22 protein-coding genes are annotated in these 24530 nt (G+C 59.8%); 17 read left to right on the forward strand and 5 right to left on the reverse strand.

Annotated features, from left to right (window positions below; genetic code table 11):
* Window positions 1-172 precede the first annotated feature (172 nt).
* Window positions 173-3568 (reverse strand): exodeoxyribonuclease V subunit beta, encoded by a 3396-nt coding sequence (locus hmeg3_RS19520; RefSeq protein WP_094565208.1) that lies wholly within the window; start codon window positions 3566-3568, stop codon window positions 173-175.
* Entirely contained in the window at window positions 3565-6306 is a 2742-nt protein-coding gene (locus hmeg3_RS19525; protein ID WP_094565209.1) for a PD-(D/E)XK nuclease family protein, read from the reverse strand. The genes hmeg3_RS19520 and hmeg3_RS19525 overlap by 4 nt, the downstream gene beginning before the upstream one ends.
* 418 nt (window positions 6307-6724) lie before the next feature.
* Between hmeg3_RS19525 and trxA the strand changes: the two genes are divergently transcribed.
* From trxA to hmeg3_RS19590, 13 genes are all read left to right on the forward strand, one after another.
* Complete coding sequence (gene trxA / locus hmeg3_RS19530) at window positions 6725-7051, forward strand: thioredoxin TrxA (RefSeq protein WP_094565210.1); 327 nt, start codon at window positions 6725-6727, stop codon at window positions 7049-7051.
* Window positions 7052-7197: 146 nt separating this feature from the next.
* Window positions 7198-8460, forward strand: a complete 1263-nt coding sequence (rho, locus tag hmeg3_RS19535) for a transcription termination factor Rho (protein WP_094565211.1) — start codon at window positions 7198-7200, stop codon at window positions 8458-8460.
* 520 nt (window positions 8461-8980) lie between these two features.
* Window positions 8981-9967, forward strand: a complete 987-nt coding sequence (locus tag hmeg3_RS19540) for a LysR substrate-binding domain-containing protein (RefSeq protein WP_094565212.1) — start codon at window positions 8981-8983, stop codon at window positions 9965-9967.
* A gap of 397 nt (window positions 9968-10364) precedes the next feature.
* On the forward strand, window positions 10365-11858 hold the full coding sequence (locus tag hmeg3_RS19545; protein ID WP_094565213.1) for a 2-hydroxymuconic semialdehyde dehydrogenase: 1494 nt from the start codon (window positions 10365-10367) through the stop codon (window positions 11856-11858).
* Window positions 11859-11869: 11 nt separating this feature from the next.
* Entirely contained in the window at window positions 11870-12274 is a 405-nt protein-coding gene (locus tag hmeg3_RS19550; protein WP_094565214.1) for a RidA family protein, read from the forward strand.
* A 10-nt stretch (window positions 12275-12284) separates the two neighbouring features.
* Window positions 12285-13067: a 2-keto-4-pentenoate hydratase gene (gene mhpD / locus hmeg3_RS19555; RefSeq protein ID WP_094565215.1), complete on the forward strand. Its 783-nt coding sequence runs from the start codon at window positions 12285-12287 to the stop codon at window positions 13065-13067.
* A gap of 22 nt (window positions 13068-13089) precedes the next feature.
* Window positions 13090-14034: an acetaldehyde dehydrogenase (acetylating) gene (locus hmeg3_RS19560; RefSeq protein ID WP_094565216.1), complete on the forward strand. Its 945-nt coding sequence runs from the start codon at window positions 13090-13092 to the stop codon at window positions 14032-14034.
* A 13-nt stretch (window positions 14035-14047) separates the two neighbouring features.
* Window positions 14048-15085, forward strand: a complete 1038-nt coding sequence (gene dmpG, locus hmeg3_RS19565; RefSeq protein ID WP_094565217.1) for a 4-hydroxy-2-oxovalerate aldolase — start codon at window positions 14048-14050, stop codon at window positions 15083-15085.
* The gene (locus hmeg3_RS19570) at window positions 15082-15867 is read left to right on the forward strand and encodes a 2-keto-4-pentenoate hydratase (protein WP_094565218.1); all 786 of its coding nucleotides are present in this window, start codon (window positions 15082-15084) and stop codon (window positions 15865-15867) included. Before dmpG ends, hmeg3_RS19570 begins: the two co-directional genes overlap by 4 nt.
* On the forward strand, window positions 15867-16298 hold the full coding sequence (locus tag hmeg3_RS19575; RefSeq protein ID WP_094565219.1) for a RidA family protein: 432 nt from the start codon (window positions 15867-15869) through the stop codon (window positions 16296-16298). Before hmeg3_RS19570 ends, hmeg3_RS19575 begins: the two co-directional genes overlap by 1 nt.
* Window positions 16299-16314: 16 nt before the next feature.
* The gene (locus tag hmeg3_RS19580; protein WP_094565220.1) at window positions 16315-16887 is read left to right on the forward strand and encodes a 3-hydroxyanthranilate 3,4-dioxygenase; all 573 of its coding nucleotides are present in this window, start codon (window positions 16315-16317) and stop codon (window positions 16885-16887) included.
* On the forward strand, window positions 16884-17891 hold the full coding sequence (locus hmeg3_RS19585) for an amidohydrolase family protein (RefSeq protein WP_232511741.1): 1008 nt from the start codon (window positions 16884-16886) through the stop codon (window positions 17889-17891). The genes hmeg3_RS19580 and hmeg3_RS19585 overlap by 4 nt, the downstream gene beginning before the upstream one ends.
* Window positions 17892-17992: 101 nt before the next feature.
* The gene (locus hmeg3_RS19590) at window positions 17993-19381 is read left to right on the forward strand and encodes an amino acid permease (RefSeq protein ID WP_094565221.1); all 1389 of its coding nucleotides are present in this window, start codon (window positions 17993-17995) and stop codon (window positions 19379-19381) included.
* Between the two features lie 60 nt (window positions 19382-19441).
* On the opposite strand, the gene hmeg3_RS19595 is transcribed toward hmeg3_RS19590, so the two are convergent.
* Together hmeg3_RS19595 and hmeg3_RS19600 are read right to left on the reverse strand one after the other, a co-directional pair.
* The gene (locus hmeg3_RS19595) at window positions 19442-19825 is read right to left on the reverse strand and encodes a cupredoxin domain-containing protein (RefSeq protein ID WP_094565222.1); all 384 of its coding nucleotides are present in this window, start codon (window positions 19823-19825) and stop codon (window positions 19442-19444) included.
* Entirely contained in the window at window positions 19822-20760 is a 939-nt protein-coding gene (locus hmeg3_RS19600) for a metallophosphoesterase (protein WP_094566463.1), read from the reverse strand. The genes hmeg3_RS19595 and hmeg3_RS19600 overlap by 4 nt, the downstream gene beginning before the upstream one ends.
* Before the next feature lie 183 nt (window positions 20761-20943).
* On the opposite strand from hmeg3_RS19600, the gene hmeg3_RS19605 reads away from it, so the two are divergent.
* The 4 genes from hmeg3_RS19605 (at window position 20944) to hmeg3_RS19615 (ending at window position 23915) form a co-directional block, all read left to right on the forward strand.
* On the forward strand, window positions 20944-21492 hold the full coding sequence (locus hmeg3_RS19605) for a sigma-70 family RNA polymerase sigma factor (RefSeq protein WP_094565223.1): 549 nt from the start codon (window positions 20944-20946) through the stop codon (window positions 21490-21492).
* The gene (locus hmeg3_RS19610; protein WP_094566464.1) at window positions 21492-22289 is read left to right on the forward strand and encodes an anti-sigma factor; all 798 of its coding nucleotides are present in this window, start codon (window positions 21492-21494) and stop codon (window positions 22287-22289) included. Before hmeg3_RS19605 ends, hmeg3_RS19610 begins: the two co-directional genes overlap by 1 nt.
* Window positions 22290-22332: 43 nt before the next feature.
* The gene (locus hmeg3_RS24820; protein ID WP_157739313.1) at window positions 22333-22629 is read left to right on the forward strand and encodes a hypothetical protein; all 297 of its coding nucleotides are present in this window, start codon (window positions 22333-22335) and stop codon (window positions 22627-22629) included.
* A 71-nt stretch (window positions 22630-22700) separates the two neighbouring features.
* Window positions 22701-23915: an ABC transporter substrate-binding protein gene (locus hmeg3_RS19615; protein ID WP_094565224.1), complete on the forward strand. Its 1215-nt coding sequence runs from the start codon at window positions 22701-22703 to the stop codon at window positions 23913-23915.
* Window positions 23916-24017: 102 nt separating this feature from the next.
* On the opposite strand, the gene hmeg3_RS19620 is transcribed toward hmeg3_RS19615, so the two are convergent.
* Window positions 24018-24335, reverse strand: a complete 318-nt coding sequence (locus tag hmeg3_RS19620; RefSeq protein WP_094565225.1) for a c-type cytochrome — start codon at window positions 24333-24335, stop codon at window positions 24018-24020.
* Window positions 24336-24530: the final 195 nt, after the last annotated feature.

A 24530-nucleotide genomic window follows, 5' to 3' on the forward strand; every position in this document is an offset into this window, starting at 1 on the left:
TCCCCTGCACGACGCGTATGTGCTGATGCAATGATGATGAAAATGAAGTGACGCTTATTGAACCGCTTATTGAACATTACCCCGAGAGCGAACTCGAAGATAAACCAGTTTTATATTAAACGAAATATTTTCCTATGTTGTGATCGTCATGTTTTGAATGGTGAAAGCGCCATCATTGTTCCCAAAATTGGCCGTCGGCGGTTATCAGTGCAGACCTGATTCGCTTGTCAGAAAACACCGACAACGCCGCGTCGCGATAGCGTGCCAGCTGCGTCGCATAAGCCACGCGTTCGCTGTCGAGCAAATTGCGCTTGTAGTCCAAAATCCAGACTTCATCATCAAACACGACCACGCGGTCGCAGCGCAACACGCCGTCGCCGGTCACGATGTCCATTTCATTGCGCGCGTGACGATACAAAGCAGGATTGAAGAACCGCTCCAGCGCCGGTTGCGCCAGCATGGTTGCGGCCTGTGCGCGTATCGTCGCCGCCAGTGGACGCGGACACGGCAGCCAGCGTGCGATCACGGCATCGTCCGGCAATACCGGCGGCCATGTGCGTGCTTCGGTCATGCGTTCCAGCAGGGCATGCAAGGCGACGCCTTCTTCGATGGCGTCGTTGCTGTAACTTTCCGGCGCTGGTGTAATCGATACCGGTAACGGAACAGGATCAAACAATGCCAATGAAAACGTTTGCTCGGCCGCTGCGAGCTCGTCGTTGCGCTGCGCAGCCGGATGGACTTCTTCCATGCCGGCGACATCGCCGGTGCGGTCGAACAGACGGTGATACCAGCTGCCCTCCTGCACGCCGCCCTCCAATGCGCCGCGCGTGCTTGCCACGCCGCTGACGATCAGCAACTGCTTGGCACGCGTGATGGCGACATAGAGCAAGTTCCAGTCTTCCTGCTGCTTAAATCCTTCTTCGGCGTCGAACCAGCGGTCGCGTGCCAGCCCGCGTTCGCTCTTGCGTCCGAAGGCAGAGAAATGCGTCGGCGCGTCTTCATCCTGCGGCCAGTCGCACAGGATGCCGACGTTGTCGTTGGCAGGATCGCTGTGGTTGGTATCGAGCATCACAACCACCGGCGCTTCCAGCCCCTTGGCGCTGTGTACGGTGAGAATGCGTACAGCGTCGGCGGCAGCATCGATACTGGCCTCGTCAGGTGCATCGCTCTCGGCATGACGCTGCAGCACGCGCAAGGCATCGATGAATTTCGGCAGACTCGGATAACGGCCGGCATCCAGATTGAGCGCCAGCTCGACGAAGGCTTCGATATTGCCCAATGCCTGCGTGCGCATGGCCGGCGCCACCGATTGCGCGTAGCGCGCTACCAGTTGGCCCTGATGCAAGATCATGTCGAGCAAATCGTGCACCGGATAATGCGGCGCCGCTTCCAGCCATTGCGACAGCAGCTGCACCGCGCGGCCGATCGCAGGCGAGGCATTGTCGCTTTGCTGCTGCGCCCGCACGCGCTGCCACCAGTCACCTTCTTCACGTTGCGCCAGTGCAATCAGGTCGTCGTCGGACGCGCCGACGATGGGGCTCTTCAGTACATGCGTGAGCGCACGCGTGTCGTTGGGTGTGATCAGGAAAGTCAGCAGCGCGATCAGGTCGGCGATTTCCAGCGAATCGAGCAGACCACCGCGCTTGTCGGAAACAAAAGGAATGCCGGCGTCGCGCAAGGCGCTTTCGTAAGCGATCAGATGGCGGCGCTTTTTCACCAGCAGCATCACGTCGCCCCACTTGAGCGCGCGTTCGCCGCTGTCGCCTTTGACGGTGATGCGGCTGCGCGCCTGCAAGATCGCTTGCGCGATCAGCGTGCCTTCGTCACGGCGGCGTGCGTCATCCTCTTCTTCGCGTGGCGTGGTCAGCGGATTGCGCATGGGCGTTTGCGCTTCAGCCGCAGTGTCAACTTCGGCGACGGTCTCTGCTGCCTCCGGCGCCTGCACCAGCGGTAGTTTCCACACGCCACCGCCCGGCATGCCCAGCGTGGTTTGTGGTGCGAACAAAGTATTGCGTCCGGTAAAACTGGTATTGAGCACATCGACAATGACCGTTGCATTGCGGCGCGTCTGGTTGGCACGCAACACGGCAGCGCCCTGCTCTTGCAACATATCGCGCGCTGCCGAGAACACGCGCGGCTCGGCGCGGCGGAAGCGGTAAATCGATTGCTTGGGATCACCCACGACAAACACGGTCGGCTGTGCCGCATCGCCTCCATAGGCGCGCAGCCAGGCGCGTACGATGCTCCATTGCAGCGGATTGGTATCCTGGAACTCATCCAGCAGGATGTGCTTGTAACGCGAATCAAGACGGCTTTGCAGATAGGCGGCGCTTTCTTCGTTGGTGAGCAGGCGATAGGCTTGCCATTCCAAGTCAGCGAAGTCGAATACGCGCTGTTCCGCCTTCACTTCCTGATACGCATCGAGATAAGCACGACCGGCGATGAACAAGGCACGATTGAGCTTGAGCACGATGCCTTCGGCGCTGCGGCGCTGCAACCGTTTCAGCGCATTGCCGGTCAGCTCGAAAGTTTCTTCGAACAGCGAAACGGCGACTTCTTCGTCCACGCCATAATGCGCGACCAGCGCCGCCTTGAGCGCTTTGGTGCGGGCGTTGTTGCCGCGTGTTTTTTCGGCGTCGTCATAGAACTGTGCCGCCAGCGCGGTGAAATTCTCCGGCGAGGCCTCGCCCGTGACCAATGCCTCGATGATGGTCGCGCGCTTCTGATTGGCGACTGCGCCTTTGCCGAGCATGGAAGAAATTTCGTACAGCTTCGCCTTTAAAGCTTCATCCGACCAGACATCGAGACGCGCATCGCGTTGCGCATCCGGTCCGCACAAACTCTCCAGCCATTGCAACGGCATCTCATCGGAGGACAGCGGCGGCATGGTTGCCGCCCACCATTCGGCGCGCTTGTCGAGGAAGGAATCCAGCAAGCGTTTGGCGCCGCTGTCGCCGGCCAGGTCGTACAACTCCAGCAAAGCCTGTTTGATGTCACTCTGCGCCGGCTTCTGCACGGCTTGCATGAAGCGGCGATAAGCTTCATTCATCAGCTCGCCGTTCTTTTCGGTCAACGAATAGCCATGCGGCACGCCCGACGCCAGCGGCGCAATTTGCAGCAGGCGTGCAAACCAGCTGTGGAAAGTATCGATGGAAAGCCCGTGTTGGCCGGACAGGATCTGTTCGTACAACGCCCGCGCCTGCGGCATCACACGCGGCAACTCCGCTTCGCTGATGCCGCGCTCCAGCAACAAGCCGCGCGCCTTGTCTGCCGGCGCCAGCGTCAGCTCATGCAGCAACTCCATGAGGCGCTCGCGCATTTCCTGTGCGGCTTTGCGGGTAAAGGTAATCGCCAGCAATTCAGCAGGCTTGGCCCCGGCCAGCAGCAGACGCAGCATGCGCGCCACCAGCAACCAGGTTTTGCCACTGCCGGCGCAGGCTTCCACCACGACCGAATGGCGCGGATCGCAGGCTGCTGCGGTGAAGGCGGCGGCTTCGGCGGGCTGGCCGTTGATCTCATAGGCAGAGATGGGCGTCATATCTTTGTCGGTACTTTCCATGGCGCTCATTGCCACACTCCTTTGCGGCACAGGCCTCGTACTTCGCAATACTGACAAACTGATTCAATGCCGTTGGCGGGCAGCGGTGCACCCTGCGTGACGGCTTGCATGACGGTACTGATCTGTTGTTGCAAGGCTTGCTGCTGCCGCTCGAAATCCGTTGCAGTAATAGCAATATCGCCGGTTTTATCCTTGAAGGTTTCCAGTGCGACGTAATGCGCGGCCGCCATGGTTTGCCCGGACAATAAACCGTAGAACGGCAACTGATGATCTTCGGCATCCTTCAGCTTGGTGACCAGAGACGGCAAAGGGCGCGTCTTGTAGTCGAGTACGGCGCGCTCGCCTTCGGTATTCTCGTCGACGCGGTCGAGACGTCCGTACAATTCGATGCCGCCACCCGGCCACTCCAGCATGTGCTGCAAGGCGATTTCACCAAAGGCGAAATGCCAGCCCTGCCCTTCGCGGTCATTCGCCCACACCAGATACGCGGGCATGACCTTCTGCCAGCGCGCAGCGTAGCCGAGTGCAGCCGGATGCTGGCTGATGGCTTTGCCGAATATTTCATCGGAGATCGCAGCAAGCAGGGCCGCGCGTTGCTCCAGCGGCGTTTTCTGGTCGCGCACGGTCTCGTGATAGGTCATCAGGATCTCATGCAGCCAGCCACCGTAGTCGCGCTTTTGCGGCATGTCAGACAGCTCGTCCATGACGCTCACGCGCAGCATGCGCAGTGCGAAAAATTGATATGGGCACGCGACAAAGGTGTTGTAACCGCTGGCCGACAGTTTGGACGGCAGCAGCGTGGGCGCCGATGGCGTCGGCATGCTTGCCGGTTCCGCCTGCAATTGCTGCAACGGCAGTTGATGGCGCAGCACCCGGATCGGCTCCATGCCGGCTCTTGCCAGGCACAGCTCCATGCGTTCCAGCCACGGACTCATGGGATTGGGTTCGCCGTCCTTGTGAGTCTGCCAGCTCAAGACCACTTCGCGATTGGCGCACAGCAGTTCGGTGAGGTCGCGCAATTGCTGATGCTGGCGGCTCAGGCGTGTCGGTAAGCCGAGTTCGTGACGCACGGCGTTAGAAAAGAAGAGTGTTTCCTGCGGCTGCGACGGCAGATGTTCGGCATCGGCGCCGATCACCAGCACAGCGTCGAAGTTACGCAGACGCGCGCCGTTAAGCGGCAGCATGACCACGCGGCGATCGGTGATCGGCGGCATGAAGGTCACGGCGTCGAGTTGCAGATTCAGCAAAGCGCGCCATTCGGCAAAAGAAAACAGTTCGCTGCCGTCGGCATTGCGCGCACTGTCATCTCCCAGATCCTGCAGCAATTGCAGCGCCTGCTGACCTGCGGTGTCGTCTTCGAATGCCCTGCGCATATCGAGCGCATCCAGCAGTTGCTGGGCACAGTCGCTCCATGCGGACAGGCTCTTGCGGCCTTCGAATACCGTCGCTTGCCGGGCCATGGCGTTGAGGCAGTCGGCAGCGGCGGACTCATTGTTGAAGACGGCGAGGATACTGCGCCATTCGCCGGCAATGTTCTGGCGCCGCAATTGCCATTCAATCTGCATCACGGCCGCGGGCTTGTCCGCCATGCCGGCGAAGATGAACGGCGACTTCAGCAAATCCAGTAACGCGGTGGTTTCGCCGCGCGAAGTGACGACGTCGCACCATGCGGCCAGCGCAGCGGCGGCGCGCGTGGTGGAAAGCTTCCAGCCGGTTTCGTCGGCGACGGAAACCTCGGCGCGCTCTAGCAGGGCGCGCAAACGGCGGGCGCTGACGCGATCCTGGGCGACGATGGCGATGTCCTGCTTGCCTTGCCGCAGCCAGTCGAGCACGATCAGCGCGCTTTGTTGTGATGCTTCTTCGAGACTGCCGGCCGGGCACAGCGCCATGGTCGGCGCATCCATCTGCGGCGCGAACAGATCGTCAGGCATCGGCGCTAATGGCGCATCGCACAATTCCGGCCAGGCGGTCTGATAGAGCAGAGGAATATCCGGGCCGCGCCAATCGATGACGACCGGCTGCACGTCGGCGTGTTCGGCATAGGCTTCGAGGAAGGCCAGTTCCATCGGCTCCGGCGCGACCGGGCTGATCCAGATCAGCGGCGCCAGCGCACCATGCCGAGGCTGTTGCGCCAGGGCCAGCATGCGGGCGTAGCGACGTGCGGTCTTGTCGTTGCCGTCGAGCTGGCTCTTCCAGATCGACCAGACCAGTTGCGCCTCGTCCGAGAGCATGCTGCGCGCCGATGGCGACAATTGATTCAGGGCTGCTTGCCAGCGCTCATCGGCATCGCCGGGCGCTTTTTCCATAGCGGGCAGCAGCGCCTGAGTGAGTTCGTCCGAGAGCGACAACAGTGTTTGCGCCAACGGCAGCAGATCGGTATTGCGGCGGGCGGTGAACATCTTCTTGAGCCAGCCATGCTGGCGCAATTGTGCATACAGCTGCATCAACCGCTCGCTGTCGGCGGTTGCCGGTTCGGGCTCCTGCATCGCCAGCCAGCCGGCCATGGTGTTGATGCGCGGCGGGATGAACGCGCGCGTGCCGGGAGCGATCTTCGTCAGCGCCTGAGCCAGCGCCGCGCGCCAGTGCACCGCATGCGAAAACGCCGGCACCACCACCTGGCAGCCGGAAAAGTCGCGCGACCCGGCCCGCACGACCTGGCCCAGCGCATGATCGGCGTCCAGCAGCGCGGCCGCGGTTTGCGGCCAGAAATCGACGGACGGGCTGATCAGCAAGGGCGAATGAAGCATGCGATGGGAATCTGGGAAAAATGGACAACAAAATGAAAATAAATAACTATCAAAAGCATTGCCGAAAACTATCACCCGGCCATGCCTTTGCGGCATTGTATGCGAGAGACCGCCCGAATGCGCGGGCGCATGGGCCATGGCACAGGCAAACGCCCGCGCAACAAGGCTTTCAATCTGAAACGCACTTTTTTCAAAAATGGGTTATGATTGCCTCCGTACCCCGCCGATTATCCGCTGCCGCACTTCAAAACAACTTGAATTAGGGCGCAACGACTCCATCTGCTTTGAGCACTTACTTGATAAGCACCTAGTAAGCAATGAGGCAATTCTGGAAGCGTTGATGGCATACGCCAAGCAGACGGTATGTTCCCACGGCGCTATTTGACTACTTATATATCCCTCATATCGAGGAAATACCATGAGCGAAAACATCAAACATATCTCCGACGCATCTTTTGAAGCTGACGTTTTGAAATCCGACAAGCCAGTCCTGGTGGACTTCTGGGCTGAATGGTGCGGACCTTGCAAAGCGATTGCGCCAATTCTGGAAGAAGTCGCCAAAGAATATGACGGCAAGCTGCAGATCATGAAGCTGGACGTCGATTCGAACCAGGCTGTTCCAGCCAAGTTCGGTATCCGCGGTATTCCAACGCTGATCCTGTTCAAGAACGGTGCAGCAGCCGCACAAAAAGTCGGTGCTTTGGCCAAGGGCCAGCTGACTTCGTTCATCGACAGCAACATCTAAGAAGATTCAAGGCGGCGATACGCTCGTATCGCCGCTTGTTGTGCTTACCGGCAGCCTGAACGTAGCTTGTAAGCCTGTTCTTTAATTTACACACACCACGCAACTCCCTCCCCCACCTTTTACTATTCCCATCTCGGGACACTCATATGCACTTATCAGAATTAAAGGCGTTACACGTCTCCGCATTGCTTGAAATGGCAATTGGCCTGGACATCGATAACGCAGCGCGCCTGCGCAAACAAGAACTGATGTTCGCGATCCTCAAGAAACGCGCAAAATCAGGAGAACAGATTTTTGGCGATGGCGCCCTTGAAGTCCTGCCTGACGGCTTCGGCTTCCTGCGCTCGCCCGACGCCAGCTACATGGCGTCCACAGACGACATTTACATCTCGCCCTCGCAAATCCGCCGCTTCAATCTACACACCGGCGATTCCATCGAAGGCGAAGTACGTACACCAAAAGACGGCGAGCGCTACTTCGCGCTGGTCAAGGTCGACAAGGTCAACGGCGAAGCGCCGGAAGCCTCCAAGCACCGCATTCTGTTTGAAAATCTGACGCCGCTGCATCCGAACAAGATCATGCAGCTGGAGCGCGAAATGCGCGGCGAAGAAAACATCACCGGCCGCATCATCGATCTCATTGCGCCTATCGGCCGCGGCCAGCGCGGCCTGCTGGTGGCGTCGCCGAAGTCCGGTAAATCGGTCATGCTGCAACACATCGCCCACGCGATCACCACCAACCATCCCGACACCGTGATGATCGTCCTGCTGATCGACGAACGTCCGGAAGAAGTGACCGAAATGCAGCGCTCGGTGCGCGGCGAAGTGGTCGCATCGACCTTCGACGAACCGGCAACACGTCACGTGCAGGTAGCCGAAATGGTGCTGGAAAAAGCCAAGCGTCTGGTCGAAATGAAAAAAGACGTAGTCATCCTGCTGGACTCGATCACCCGTCTGGCACGCGCTTACAACACCGTGATCCCGGCCTCCGGCAAGGTGTTGACCGGCGGTGTCGACGCCAACGCGCTGCAACGTCCGAAGCGTTTCTTCGGTGCTGCGCGTAACGTCGAAGAAGGCGGTTCACTGACCATTATCGCTACCGCGCTGATCGAAACCGGCAGCCGTATGGATGACGTGATCTACGAAGAATTCAAGGGCACCGGCAACATGGAAGTCCATCTGGAACGCCGCCTCGCAGAGAAGCGCGTCTACCCGGCAATCAACCTCAGCAAGTCCGGCACACGCCGCGAAGAACTGCTGATCAAGCCGGATCAACTGCAAAAAATCTGGGTCCTGCGCAAGCTGATGTACGACATGGACGAAATCGAAGCGATGGAATTCATCCTCGACAAAATGAAGTCCACCAAGAACAATGCAGAGTTCTTCGACATGATGCGTCGCGGCAGCTAAAAGTGACCAACACAACGCCGCTGGCTGCGTTGCAACTCCTTGTCGCACATTCGTGCTGCCTGCGTCGTTGCGCCTTGCCAGCGACGCCGTGTTAGCCACTTTCAAGCTATCGGTTCTTCAAAAAATCCGCCCGAGTAATCCGGCGGATTTTTTTATTTCAGCATGATCCGTGCAGGCCGTTTGAGCAGAGGCCTCCTTTCTTCTCCGTCGTGACGATGTGCGATACGACGCTGGATTCTGACTCTCGCCAGGACGACGGACGTATCAAAACGTCATGATTCGCAGCGACGAACAACGTTCGCTCATTTCGTCCTTACAATTCCGTCCTTACATTTTTTATAGCGGGCATGTGCCGCGAATACAGTAAACTGTCCCGACTAAATTCACCGGCAGACAATGACAGGCTGTGCCGCAATGGCATACCTCTTGCATGACCGGTGGCCGAGCATTCCGCCGGAATGCCGAGTAACCGATAAAACTGCCCGGGACAACGCGCTAGTGCACCGGCAGGGAGACAACGATGTCCGATGCAAAGACCAGCGGTGCCGGCAATCCGCGCGCCAATATTCCGTTAACCGACGTCATGCTGCGCCGCCTCAAGCTGAAGCCGCTGCTGATTTTTGAACGCGTGCTCAGTTCGTCCTCGATCGCCCGCGCCGCGCGCGAACTCAATCTGACCCAGCCCGCCGTCACCAAGGCTATTCAGGAACTGGAAGCCGACCTCGACGTGCCGCTGTTTGAGCGCACCAATCGCGGCGTGACGCCGACCTGCTACGGCACGCTGCTCGGTACGCGCGTCAAGACCGTCATCGCCGAACTGCGCTATCTGACCGACGAACTCAATACCTTCCGCACCGGTGACAGCGGCCACGTCATCATCGGCACCGTGATCTCGGCGTCGGCACGTCTGCTGCCGCAGGCGATCACGCGCCTCAAGCAGCAACGTCCCGGCGTACTGGTGACCGTGCGCGACGGCCCGACCGATCAGCTGTTCCCCGCGCTGGCCACCGGCGAACTGGATATCGTCGTCGGGCGCTTGCCGGAACGCGACCTGCCGCTGGCGCGCATGTACGCGTTTGAACACAGCGTGCTGTATCGCGAGGCGCTGTGCGCCGTAGTCGGCTGCAAGCATCCGCTGGCCAAACGCATCGACATCCAGTTGTCCGACCTGCTGGACTGGCCGTGGATCTTCCCACTGCAAGTGTCGCCGGCGCGACTGACGGCCGAACATCTGTTTCTCGATGCCGGTCTCAGCATTCCGACCAATGTGGTGGAATCGCTGTCGGTGCTGACCAATATCGGCCTGATGCAGGATTCGCCTTCGATCTCGCTGATGCCACGTGCGGTTGCCCAGCATTTCGCCAATCTCAACCTGCTCTCCATCCTCGAACTGGGCGACCTTGGCGACTTCGGCGATATCGGCTATTCCATCCGTACCGACCGTGAACCGACACCCGCCGCGCAGGCATTTATCAAGTGCCTCAAAGAGACCGCCGCCGAGTATTGAATCTCCCCCAAAACGGCTTCTACGCCGTGCCGGGTGCGACCTGATGCACCCGGCCTACCGGGTGAAATCAATGTAAATAGATCATATTTGACGTGCGTTATCTACAGATAAGCGCTAGTCGGGACACGCCTCTCAGCCATAAATTCATGGAATACTAAAGTCCTGTTTTTTCATTATGTTTCATATCTGGCTCTCCCTATACTAGCCTCAACAAGTGATCCGGCTAGCCTGCGCAAACGGTCAAACCACAATAAAAACCGGCGCAAAAACAAGTAGATAGAAGTCATCCGCACGTCCAACTTCACCTTTTCATCAGAACAAGGAGACGGGATCGTCACGACAACTTCGGCTGCCGGTTCGATACGCTTTTATATCGGGAGACCTGCTCGTGAGTTCTTTGAGTTCGACATCATCTGCACCGCCACGTCCACAATCGCGGCCGCAGTTAAAACACTTCATCAATGGCGAATTTGTCGCCAGCACCAAGACCTTCCGCAACATTTCGCCGGTCGACGGCAAGCACATCGCCGACGTCTGCGAAGCCGATGCGAACCATGTCGATGCCGCCGTCAAGGCCGCGCAAGCGGCATTACATGGCCCATGGGGCCGCATGACCGTATCCGAACGCGCAGCCATGCTGCACAAGATCGCCGACGGCATCCAGGCGCGCTTCGACGAATTCGTCGCGGCCGAAGTTGCAGACACCGGTCGTCCGGTGCATCAGGCGCGTACGCTTGACGTCGCACGCGGCATCACCAATTTCCGCACCTTCGCCGATCTGGTCAAGACCGCCAACACCGATCTGTTCCAGAGCGAAAGCGCGGACGGTCTCGGCGCCCTCAACTACACCGTGCGCAAGCCGCTGGGCGTGGTCGGCATCATCTCGCCGTGGAATCTGCCGCTGCTGCTGTTCACCTGGAAAGTCGCACCCGCACTGGCTTGCGGCAACACCGTCGTCGCCAAACCATCGGAAGAATCACCCTCCTCCGCCACGCTGCTGGCGGAAGTCATCCGCGACGCAGGCGTGCCGCCTGGCGTATTCAATCTGATCCACGGCTTCGGCGGCAACTCGGCCGGTGAATTTCTGACGCGCCATCCGGACATCGACGCCATCACCTTCACCGGCGAATCGAAAACCGGCAGCACCATCATGAAGGCAGTCGCCGACGGCATGAAGGAAGTCTCCTTCGAGCTGGGCGGAAAAAACGCTGCCGTCGTCTTCGCCGACGCCGACTTCGATGCCGCCGTCGCCGGCGTGATGCGCTCGTCCTTCACCAACTCCGGCCAGGTCTGCCTGTGCTCGGAACGCGTCTATGTCGAACGTACTATCTTCGATCGCTTTGTCGCCGCGATGAAAGAGAAGACACAAGCGCTGAAAATCGGCTATCCCGCTGAAGACAACGTCGACATGGGCCCGCTGATCTCGCATGGTCACCGCGACAAGGTGCTGTCCTATTACCGCCTCGCGGTGGAAGAAGGCGCGACCGTGGTGGCCGGCGGCGGCATGCCGACGTTCAACGACGAGCGTGACGACGGCGCCTACGTGCAGCCGACCATCTGGACCGGCCTGCCCGACGACGCGCGCTGTGTGACGGAAGAAATCTTCGGCCCGGTCTGCCACATCGCGCCGTTCGACCAAGAAGACGAAGTCATCGGTCGCATCAACGACAGCGACTACGGCCTCGCCTGCGCCATCTGGACCTCCGACCTCAAGCGCGCGCATCGCGTTGCGCCGCAGATCGAAGCCGGACTGGTGTGGGTCAACACCTGGTATCTGCGCGACTTGCGCACGCCCTTCGGCGGCGTCAAGCAATCGGGACTGGGACGCGAAGGCGGCCGCTATTCCCTGGACTTCTACTCGGAAGTCACCAACATCTGCATCAAGCTGTGAGCGAGGCCGGGATGAACACGATCAAGAACAACCGCGTCTGCATCCAGTCCGACGCCATTCCCGCACCGCGCTTCCGCTACAGCCCCTGCGTACAGATCGGCCCGGTGGTGCAAGTGTCCGGCATGGTGGCGCTCGACGCCGCCACCGGCAAGCTTGCTGAAGGCGGCCCGGCCGCGGAGACACGCGTCATCCTCGCCAACCTGAAGAAGGCCATGCCTGACTACGATGTCACGCTGGACGACCTGCTGATTGCGCGCATCTTCACTACGCGCTTCGAGGCCTTCGCCGAGATCAACGCCGCGTGGGAAGAAATTTTCACTGCCGACGTCATCCCGCCGGCGCGCACTACCGTCGGCGTTGTCGCGTTGCCGCTGGGCGCGACAGTCGAAATCGAATTTTCCTTCGTCCAATCCTGAGGACTGCTCTATGACAAACGTAATCGAACAAGCCGCAGAACGCCTGTGGCAAGCGCATGCAGCTGCGCAGCCCTGCGATCCCGTGCGCGATCTGATCGGCACCAGCGACGTTGATGCCGCCTACGCCATTCAGCAACGCAATACCGACCGCTGGATCGCCCAGGGCCGCCGCCTGGTCGGCCGCAAGATCGGCCTGACCTCCAAGGCCGTGCAAAAACAACTCGGCGTCGATCAACCCGACTTCGGCATGCTGTTTGCCGACATGTGCGTGGCCGACGGCGAAGCCATCGACATCACGCGCATCCTGCAACCCAAGATCGAAGCGGAAATCGCGCTCGTCATCGAACGTCCGCTGAACCACGCCAAGCACACCATAGCCGACATCATCAACGCCACCGCCTACGCCCTGCCGGCGCTGGAAATCGTCGGCAGCCGCGTCGCCGGCTGGGACATCCGCCTGACCGACACGATTGCCGACAACGCCTCCAGCGGACTGTTCGTGCTCGGCTCGCGTCCGGTCAAGCTGGCTGATTTCGACATCGTCAACTGCGGCATGCTGATGGAACGCCGCGGCGATCAGGTGTCGATCGGCGCCGGCGCCGCCTGCCTCGGCAACCCGCTCAATGCCGCCGTCTGGCTGGCCGACGTCATGGCGCGCGTGGGTAATCCGCTGCAGCCGGGCGACATCATCATGACCGGCGCGCTCGGCCCGATGGTGGTGGCCGCCGCCGGCGACGTGTTCGATGCGCAGATCGAAGGACTCGGCCGCGTCAGCGCGCTCTTTTCGGAATAACGGCAACATTTAAGGAAGCAGCATGAGCACAGAAAACACGCAGCGCGTCGACGTCGCCATCATCGGTTCCGGCAATATCGGCACCGACCTGATGATCAAGGTCTTGCGCAATTCAAAGCATCTGAACATGGGCGCCATGGTCGGCATCGATCCGTCTTCCGACGGTCTGGCGCGCGCCGCCCGCATGGGCGTGACGACCACCCACGAAGGCGTGCAGGGACTGACCAGATTGCCGGGTTTCGGCAAGATCAAGATCGCGTTCGACGCCACCTCCGCCGGCGCGCACGCCGAACACAACCGCATCCTGCAAGAACACGGCATCCAGGTCATCGACCTGACGCCGGCCGCCATCGGCCCTTACGTGATCCCGGTGGTCAATCTGCAAGAACATCTCGACAGCCCCAACATCAACATGGTCACCTGCGGCGGCCAGGCGACCATCCCCGTGGTGCGCGCCGTATCGCGTGTAGCGACCGTGCATTACGCCGAGATCGTGGCGTCCATCGCCAGCAAATCCGCCGGCCCCGGCACGCGCGCCAACATCGATGAATTCACCGAGACTACCTCGAAGGCCATCGTCAGCGTCGGCGGCGCCGCACGCGGCAAGGCCATCATCATCATGAATCCGGCCGAGCCGCCGCTGATCATGCGCGACACCGTGTTCTGCCTGGCAGACGCCAGCGCCAATGAAGACGATATCCGTGCCTCCATCGAAAAGATGGTGGCCGACGTCGCCGCCTATGTGCCCGGCTATCGTCTGAAGCAACAGGTGCAATTCGATCGCATCCCGGCCGATCAGCCGATCAACATCCCGGGTCTCGGCAAAGTCGGCGGTCTCAAGGTATCGGTGTTCCTCGAAGTGGAAGGCGCGGCGCATTACCTCCCCGCCTACGCCGGCAACCTCGACATCATGACCTCGGCCGCCATGGCCGCCGCCGAGAACATCGCCGCGCGTCTGGCGAATTAAGGAAATTACGCTCATGCAAACCGACAAGAAAATCCACATCTCCGACGTCACGCTGCGCGACGGCATGCACGCCATCCGCCATCAGTATTCGCTGGAACACGCGGTCGCCATCGCCAAAGAACTCGACGCCGCCAAAGTCGACAGCATCGAAGTCGCCCACGGCGACGGCCTGTGCGGATCGAGCTTCAACTACGGCTTCGGCGCGCACACCGATCTGGAGTGGATCGAGGCCGTGGCCGGCGTGCTGCAACATGCACGTGTGGCGACCTTGCTGATTCCCGGCATTGGCACCGTGCACGACCTCGACGCCGCGTATTCGGCCGGCGCGCGCACCGTGCGCGTGGCGACGCACTGCACGGAAGCAGACGTCTCGAAACAGCACATCGAACATGCACGCAAACTGGGCATGGATACGGTCGGATTCCTGATGATGTCGCACATGACGACGCCCGCCGCCTTGGCGCAGCAAGCCAAACTGATGGAATCCTACGGCGCGCAGTGCGTGTACGTGGTCGACTCCGGCGGCGCGCTGTCGATGCGCGACGTCGCCGACCGCTTCAAGGCATTCAAGGACACGCTCAAACCCGAAACCGAAACCGGCATGCACGCGCATCACAATCTGTCGCTGGGCGTGGCCAATTCCATCGTCGCGGTGGAACATGGCTGCGACCGTGTCGATGCTTCGCTGGCCGGCATGGGCGCAGGCGCGGGGAATGCACCGCTGGAAGTATTCATCGCCGCCATCGACCGCCTTGGCTACCAGCACGGCACCGAATTGTTCACGCTGATGAACGCCGCCGACGATCTGGTGCGCCCGCTGCAAGACCGTCCGGTGCGCGTGGATCGCGAGACGCTGGCGCTCGGTTATGCCGGTGTGTATTCCAGCTTCCTGCGTCACGCGGAAGCGGCGGCGAAACGCTACGGCATCGCTGCCGTCGACATCCTGGTTGAACTGGGCCGCCGCCGCATGGTCGGCGGTCAGGAAGACATGATCGTCGACGTCGCGCTGGACCTGCTGGAACAACGCAAAACCGCTAAGGTGGCGGCATGAGCGCGGCCAGTCTGCAAGCGCTGGCGACTACGCTGGACGCTGCCGCGCGCGATCGCCATGAAGTCGATCCGCTGACGCCCAAGCATGCCTTCTCGCTGGATCAGGCCTACCACATTCAACGCGCCTCGATCGCCCAGCGCCATGCACGCGGCGAGAAACCGATCGGCATCAAGCTCGGCTTCACCAGCCGCGCCAAGATGATCCAGATGGGCGTCGACAGCCTGATCTGGGGCCTGCTGACCGATGCCATGCTGCGTGAAGAAGGCGGTGTAGTTGACCTCGGCGACTTCATTCATCCGCGCGTCGAGCCGGAAGTCTGCTTCCTCACCAGCAAAGTGATTGATCGTCCCCTGACGCTGCTTGAAGCCGGCAACTATCTCGAAGCCGTGGCCCCTGCGATGGAAATCATCGACTCGCGCTATCGCAACTTCAAGTTCACGCTGGAAGACGTGGTGGCCGACAACTGCTCGTCCGCCGGCCTGATCGTCGGCGCGTTTTCCGACGACGTGCGCGACTTGCGTTCGCTGAGCAACCGCGGCGTCGCCATGCGTTTCAACGGCCATGCGATCCAGCTCGGCAGCACCGGCGCCATCCTCGGCAATCCGCTGCGCAGCATCGTGCAGGCATCGCAATTGCTTGCCACGGCAGAGATGTCGCTGCCGGCCGGCTCGCTGATCATGGCCGGAGCGGCGACGGCGGCTGAAGCCCTGCGCCCCGGTTTGCATGTCAGCACCGACATTGGCGGTCTGGGCCGCGTCGAATTTTTTACCGGGAAACAATGATGAATCAACTCACCCTCAACACCCAGGCCAAGCTGGTCGAAGGCAAGGCGCTGCCGCGCGGAAAATTCCCGCACGTCAAACGCGCCGGCGATTTCCTGTTCGTTTCAGGTACCAGCTCGCGCCGCCCTGACAACAGTTTCGAAGGCGTGGAAGTCGACGAGATGGGGACCACCCGACTCGACATCAAGGAGCAGACACGCGCCGTCATCGAGAATATCCGCGGCATCCTGCACAGCGTCGGCGCCGAGTTGTCGGATGTCGTTGAAATCTCGACTTTCCTCGTCAACATGAACGACTTCGGCGGTTATAACGAGGTATACGGGGAATACTTCGATTACGATGGCCCCACACGCACGACGGTGGCGGTCCATCAATTGCCGCACCCGCACTTGCTCATCGAAATCAAGGCGATTGCCTACAAACCAAAATAACTATTGAGGAGACAGCATGTTTACTTATGGCATGCCGCTGAATTTTAAAAAATGGCTGGACGATCACGCAGATCGCCTCAAGCCGCCGGTCGGCAACCAGCAAGTCTGGCAAGACGCCGACTTTATCGTGACGGTAGTCGGCGGGCCGAACCAGCGCACCGATTTCCATGACGATCCGCTGGAAGAATTCTTCTACCAGTTCAAGGGCAATGCCTACCTGAACATCATGGATAACGGCAAGGTGGAACGCGTCGATCTCAAGGAAGGCGACATCTTTCTGCTGCCGCCGCATGTACGCCATTCGCCGCAGCGTCCCGAGCCGGAAAGCCGCTGCATGGTCATCGAGCGTCAGCGCCCGGAAGGCGTGACCGATGGTTTTGAGTGGTATTGCCTGCAATGTAATCACCTGGTGTATCGCGTCGAGGTGCAATTGAAGAGCATCGTGGCCGATCTGCCGCCGCTGTTCGAGCGCTTCTACGGCGACGCCGGCCTGCGCCTGTGCAAGCACTGCGGCGCCACGCATCCGGGCAAGCACGCGCATGGCGCCATGCTGCCATCGTCAACAACACAACAAGGGGCGAAACCTTGAGCAATACACAACCGCAAGTGATCGACATTCACTCGCACTTTTTCCCGCCGATTACCCAGGCCGAAGCCGCCGCACTCGATCCGCACGCTGCGCCCTGGCTGCAAGTCAAGGACAACGAACACGGCATGATCATGACCGGCAGCAAGCCTTTCCGTCCGGTGTATTCCGCGCTGTGGGATCCGGCGCGCCGCATTGCTGAAATGGACAAGGCCGGCGTCGACCTGCAGATCATGTGCGCCACGCCGGTGATGTTCGGCTACAGCTATCCGGTGGAACAAGCCTTGCCGTGGGCGCAGCGCATGAACGACTACGCCATCGAACTGTGCGCGCATGACCCCAAGCGTCTGAAGACGCTCGCACAGGTGCCGCTGCAAAACATCGACGCCGCCTGCCTGGAAGCCTCGCGCGCCAAAAGCATCGGCCACATCGGCGTGCAGATCGGCAATCACCTCGGCAGCAAGGATCTGGACGACGCCGACATGCTGACCTTCCTGACGCATTGCGCCAATGAAGATATCCCATTGCTGGTGCATCCCTGGGACATGATGGGCGGCGAGCAGCGCATGAAAAAATGGATGCTGCCGTGGCTGGTCGCCATGCCGGCGGAAACCCAGCTCGGTATTTTGTCGCTGATTCTATCCGGCGCTTTCGAACGCCTGCCGACATCGCTGAAGATCTGCTTCGCCCATGGTGGCGGCAGCTTCGCCTTCCTGCTGGGCCGCGTCGACAACGCCTGGCGCGAGCGCGACATCATCCGCGAGGACTGCCCCAATCTGCCGTCGTCCTACGTCGATCGTTTCCACGTCGACTCGGCCGTGTTCGACAGCCGCGCGCTGGAGCTGCTGGTCGACATCATGGGCGAAGAGCGCGTGATGCTGGGTTCGGATTATCCCTATCCGCTGGGCGAGCAACAGGTCGGCCAGCTGATCCGCGACACCCGCTTCAGCGCAGCCACGCATGCCCAGCTGTTGGCGGGTAATGCGCGCAGGTTCTTCGGCATTTGATTTTTACTTCGGCATGACAAGCGCAGTGCATAATGCTGCGCAAATAAAAGTGGCTGGTGCACGGTTTTCCAGCCACACAAGAATACCTTCAGGAGGAAGACATGCAGCATAGCAGCGACCATTTTCAAGGAATTGTCGATCAGGAAAAGGGGTTGCAACGTAGTTTGAGCAGCGCCCAGATGTCGATGATCGCCATTGGCGGCGCCATCGGCACCGGCCTGTTTCTCGGCAGCGGTTTTGCGATCGGTTTTGCCGGTCCCAGCGTTCTCATCAGCTATGCCGTCGGTGCCGTCATCGCTCTGCTGCTGATGGGGTGCCTGGCCGAGATGACGGTGGCGCATCCGACCTCGGGATCGTTCGGCGCCTATGCCGGCTATTACGTCAGCCCCTGGGCCGGCTTCATGGTGCGCTATGCCTACTGGGCGTCGATCGTGCTGGCCGTCGGCACCGAAGTCACGGCGGTGGCGCTGTACATGCAGTACTGGTTTCCCGGTTCGCCGGCGTGGTTGTGGATCGTGCTGTTCTCGGGCGCACTGATCGTCGTCAATGCGCTGAGCGTGAACATCTTCGGCTTCATCGAATACTGGTTCTCGATGATCAAGATCGTCGCCATCGTCGGCTTCATCCTGCTGGGCGCGTACATCGTCTACGGCGCACCAGTCGACGGCCCTATCGGTTTCAAGAATTATGTGGCGCACGGGGGCTTCTTCCCCAAAGGTTATTGGGGCACCTGGGTGGCAGTGATCGTGTCGATCTTCAGCTACCTCAGCATTGAAATGATCGCCGTCGCCGCCGGCGAAGCCAAGGAGCCTGAAAAGGCCATCACGCACGCCTTCCGCGCTGCGATGTTCCGTCTGGTGATTTTCTATCTGCTGACCCTGGCGCTGATGCTGGCGATCCTGCCGTGGTCGTCGGCCGGTACCGACAAGAGTCCGTTCGTGCTGGTGATGGAAGCGATCCATGTCGCAGGCGCGCCCGGCATCATCAACTTCGTGGTGCTGATCGCCGCCTTGTCGGCCATGAATAGCCAGCTCTACATCACTACCCGCATGATGTTCAGCCTGTCGCGCGCCGGTTACGCCTCGCCGCAGTTCGGCAAGGTCAGCAAGCGCGGCGTGCCGGTGCGGGCGCTGGGCCTGTCGTGTATCGGCATCGCCATCGCGACCGCATTGAGCGTGCTGTATCCGAAAGCGTCGTTCACGCTGATGATGTCGGTATCGATGTTTGGTGCGATGTTCACCTGGCTGATGATCTTCGTGACGCACTTCTGCTTCCGCCGCCGCTGGAGCAAGGAAGGCGGCCGGCCGCTGGCGTTCCGCATGTGGGGTTTTCCGGGTCTGACTTTATTGGGTGCGCTGTTGATGGTGGCAATCATGGTGACGACGTATTTCACCGATGAGTTCAAGGCAACGCTGCTGTCGGGCATTCCCTTCGTGGCCTTGCTGAGCGTGATCTACTTCATCTGGTATCGCAAACCCGTGAAGCTCTGAACCTACATCGCTCTACGAAAAAGCCGTGAATCGCTTCACGGCTTTTTTTGTGAATAGCGTTCAGGTTACAACCAGCGAACCCGACATGCTTTCATGGCCGGAGCCGCAGAAGATGTCGCAGTAAAAGGTGAATTCGCCGGTCTTATCCGGGATGAACCGCAGCTTCGCGACCTTGCCCGGCACCATGTCCGCACGTACGCCAAAGTCCGGTGCATTGAAGCCCATCGGGATATCGAGACTGGTTAGCTCCAGGATCACCGGAACACCTCTTTTCAGCGGGATGACGCTGGGTGAAAAATCGAATCGCTTGGCCGTTACTTTGATGACGCGATCCTTCGGCTGAGCCACTGCAATCGCCATCACGCCCAGTCCGCCTGCCGCGCAACCGGCCAGCAGCAGACGTCGCTTCGCGTCGACTTTCTTATCGTTTGTATTCACACTCATGATTTCGCTGCTCCTACGGCAAGTTCGTTCAGGGTGTATTCGGTGTTGCGCGGACGCGGCTCCGGCTTGACCGTCCGCACGCCAAGTCCCTGATACGGATGCGCGGCATCCCAGGCCAGCGGTGTGCGCTTGGGCTGCGATCCCGGCGCCGGCAGCGGGAAAATCAGCGACTTCGCAGAGTGATGCGCGATGTGGCCGGTCATGTGATGGTTTTCTTGATGGATGTGACCGTAGAACACGGTGACGTTGGAGTACGGCATCAACAGCTCCACCGCCTTGGCGCCGTCGCGCGTGGCCCAGTCCCATTGCGGATACAGGTCAAACAGCGGGCGATGTGTGAACACCACGATACGTGCGTCGGCCGGTTGTTGCTTGAGATCGGCAGCCAGCCAGGCCAGCTGTTCGTCACCGATGCGTGCAGCCGGATCGGTGACATTGTCGAGCACGATGAAATGCACGCCCTTGTGGTCGAAGGTGTAATGCGTCTTGCCGAAGAATTCCTGATACGCCTTGCCGTTGTCCAGCGCGGCATCGTGCTCACCCGGCATGTAGTACACCGTCTTCACCTTGAGCGCCGCGACGATGTCGCGGAACTGCGCCAGCCGCTGGCGGCGCTCACGCGGGTCGTCCGTGGTGTGCGTCAGGTCGCCGGTGAAGACGATGAAATCCGGCACCTGCTCCAGGCCGTTCACGGTAGCAACGGCCTTCTGCAAGGTGCCTTTGGCGTCGGGATTGACGTCACCCTCAAAGCCCCAGTGCGTATCCGACAGCTGCACGAAGAAGAAATCTTCCGCTCCGGCAACGCCCATGCTGTCCGCCGCTGCCGCCCATCCGCTCAAGCCTGACGCAAAGATGACGCCGCCGAGTCCGGCCAGACGAAGAAAGCCGCGCCTGTCGACCCCGTTGCCGGGATCATTGTTTATGCCATTGTTCATATCATTATTCGTATCATTGTTACTATCGTTGCCCATGACGTCCTCCAAGGTTGCACCGATCCCCTGATCGATATCGACCTGAACCGGCGACGCGAAGGATTTATTCCCATTATTTTTTTCACGTTATCGGGAATAAAAACAAGGTATTTCCAGTCTCGTCTTCATAACCATGGACACGCGTGCATGACCGACCCGATAAAGAACCGACGATTTCACATGCTGGTGATGCCGCATCTGAACTCGGCATTCAACCTGGCCTGCTGGCTGACACGCAGCCGGCACGATGCAGAAGATCTGGTGCAAGAGGCCAGCCTGCGGGCTTTCCGCTTTTTTGACGGATTTCACGGTGACGATGCCCGCGCGTGGCTGCTCACGATCGTGCGCAATACCTTCTACACCTGGTATCAGGAGAACCATGCGCAGCAGCAGAACACGCTCTTCGATGAAGAGTTTCACAGTCTCGACACCACGGATGCCGTCGATATGCACTACCGCGACAACAATCCGGAAAAGCTGCTCTTGCGCAAGGATAGTGAACGCCAGTTGCAACAGGGACTTGCCGCTTTGCCGCTGGAGTTTCGCGAGGTCATGGTCATGCGTGAACTGGAGGATCTGTCGTACAAGCAAATCGCCGGCATCGTCGACATCCCGATCGGCACGGTCATGTCGCGTCTCGGCCGTGGCCGCAAGCTGCTGGCAAAAATTCTTGCTCCGGCAAATCAGGGGGAATGATGGAACACAGCGAAATCATGGAACTGCTGCCGGCCTACGTGGATCAGGAACTCGGCATTGCAGAGACGCTTACCGTGCAAAGCCATCTGGACAGTTGCCCGGAGTGCCGGCGCGAATACGCCGAACAATCGGCGCTGAGCAAATGCGTACGCACTGAAACCGCTTACTTCAAGGCACCGCCGGATCTGGCCGCCCGCATTGCCGCTCATATTCCGGATACATTGCCGCAAGACAAGCCACGCCGGATCAGCCTGCCAAGCTTTCCGGCGAGCTGGGGTCTCAGCTCGAATCTGAGCTGGCTGCAGGTTGGCACGGCCATGGCGACCTTGCTGGTTGCGGTCTGGAGCGCCGGTCTGTATCTCAACCTGCCGACGGCGGACGACCGCATCACGGAGGAAGCCATCTCCAACCATGTACGTTCCCTGCAGGCCGACCATCTGACCGATGTCGCCTCCACCGATCAGCATACGGTGAAGCCGTGGTTCAACGGCAAGCTGAATTTTGCGCCGACAGTGATCGATCTTGCGCCGCAAGGCTTTGTGCTGGAAGGCGGCCGGCTGGATTATCTTGACGGCCATCCGGTCGCCGCGCTGATCTATCGCCGCCAGAAGCATCCCATCAATCTGTACATCTGGCCGGCCAACGGCAAAGACGCCGGGCCGAAGGCCGAGAGCAGCCGCGGCTATCACGTGGTGCACTGGACGGCGGACGAGATGCATTACTGGGCGGTGTCCGACGTGGAAGAAAGCGAATTGCTGAAGTTCTCCGGGATTTTGCGCCTGGCAACGCATCAATAAACCAGTCAGTCTGGTTTCTCTCCACCCACATCCCTGAAAAGCCGTGACGCCCGTCGCGGCTTTTTTATGTGCAACAGTCGCGGAAAAACCGCTTGACCGTGATTTTCTGCGTACACTACTATTTCAGGCACGCTTCGGTCGGGATGAAAAAGAACCGAAGCAAAAAACAAATAAGAATCAAAGCAGAGACAAGCAAAAAAACACTGGCATCAGCAGCCGATCTTCCGGCACGCATTTCCTTATTATCGTCATCACCAGCCTCAACAGCGTCACCAGCAAGCGCAGCACCGTTGTATGTTGTAGAAGAAGCGGCAACCGGCTTATCCATACCGGGCAGTAAAAAAGCAACCGTCCATCAGACGGCATAACAACAGCAGCATCAAAGACACAACCAATCAGGAGGAGCAACAGATGAACGTCACCAAGACAGCCATCGCGGCGACCGTGGCCGCCGTATTTGCAGGGGGATTTGCCGCACCGGCGGCAGCGCAGATTTCAGGGGATGTGGTCAAGATCGGCATCATTACCGACTTATCGGGCGTCTATATCGACATCGACGGTCAGGGCGGGATCGAAGCGATCAAGATGGCGATTGCCGACTTCGGCGGCACGGTCAACGGCAAGAAGATTGAACTGGTCACGGCCGACCATCAGAACAAGGCCGACATCGCCGCCTCCAAGGCGCGCGAGTGGTTCGACCAGCAAGGCGTGGACATGCTGATCGGCGGCACCAATTCAGGCACCAGCCTGGCCATGGCCAAGGTGGCCGGTGAAAAGAAAAAAACCTTCATCGCCGTCGGCGGTGCGACTGCGCGGCTGACCAATGAGGAATGCACCCCCTACACCATCCATTACGCCTACGACACAGTCGCACTGGCCAAGGGTACCGGCTCGGCGATCGTCAAGAACGGCGGCAAGAGCTGGTACTTCCTGACGGCCGACTATGCCTTCGGCGCATCGCTGGAGAAAGATACCTCCGATATCGTCAAGGCCAACGGCGGCACGGTGGTGGGTGCGGTCAAGCATCCACTGGGCGCGTCGGACTTCTCGTCCTTCATGCTGCAGGCACAGGCATCGAAGGCGCAGATCCTGGGTCTGGCCAATGCCGGCGGCGACACCATCAACTCGATCAAGGCCGCCAACGAGTTCGGCATCAACAAGACCATGAAGCTGGCCGGCCTGCTGATGTTCATCAACGACGTGCATGCGCTGACGCTACAGGTCACGCAAGGCATGTATCTGACCGACGGCTGGTACTGGGACATGAATCAGGAAACCCGCGACTGGTCCAAGCGCTACTTCGCCAAGATGAAGCGCATGCCCTCGATGCTGCAAGCCGCCGACTACTCAGCGACGACGCAGTATCTGAATGCGGTCAAGGCCAGCGGCACCGACGATCCGGACAAGGTTATCGCGCAGATGCACAAGACCAAGATCAACGATTTCTTCGCCAAGAACGGCTACATTCGTCCGGATGGCCGCATGGTGCATGACATGTACCTGATGGAAGTGAAGAAGCCGTCCGAATCGAAGTATCCTTGGGATTACTACAAGGTGGTGCAGACCATTCCGGCTGAACAGGCCTGGACTACCAAGGCAGAATCCAAGTGCTCGCTGTGGAAGTAAACTCCCTCTAACAAGCCTGCCGGCCGGACCTTGCGTCAGGCCGGCAGCGCTGCTCCATCCCCTGCCGCATCCCTGCTGTATTGCACGTCCGTATTTTCTTTCCTATTTCTTGTTCAAACTCATGATCCAGTGTGCGAAGCGCTCGGCCTCAGCCTCGGTCAGCCCGGCGTTGGGCGGCATGGCCATCGTGCCCCACTTGCCGCTGCTGCCGTCAAGCATGCTGCGCTTCAACTTGGCAATGGCGTCCTTATCCTTGCCATAACGCGCAGCGACGTCATTGAAGGCCGGGCCGATCAGCTTGCTGTCCATCTTGTGACAGACGCGGCAGCTTTCTTCGGCAGCCGATGCCGCCATGCCGGTGACAGGTGAAAACAGAATCGGCAGCGACAAGGTGACGAACAGGATGGAGCGAAACTTCATGATGGTTTCCTGAAAAAACGGACAAAAAAAGTGCCATTCAGCTTCGACACTGAATGGCACAAGCTCAAGAGAAGGACAAAGAATGAACTTCCTTAACTCCGGATCCGGTCAGAGATCCGTACTACATGCGGCGGGATGTCATCCATCGAAAAAGATGGCACCCGCCTCATTGGTTGCTACGCATTGTTTGCTTGC

The sequence above is a fragment of the Herbaspirillum sp. meg3 genome, from assembly GCF_002257565.1.
In the GTDB taxonomy this organism is placed as follows: Bacteria; Pseudomonadota; Gammaproteobacteria; order Burkholderiales; family Burkholderiaceae_D; genus Herbaspirillum.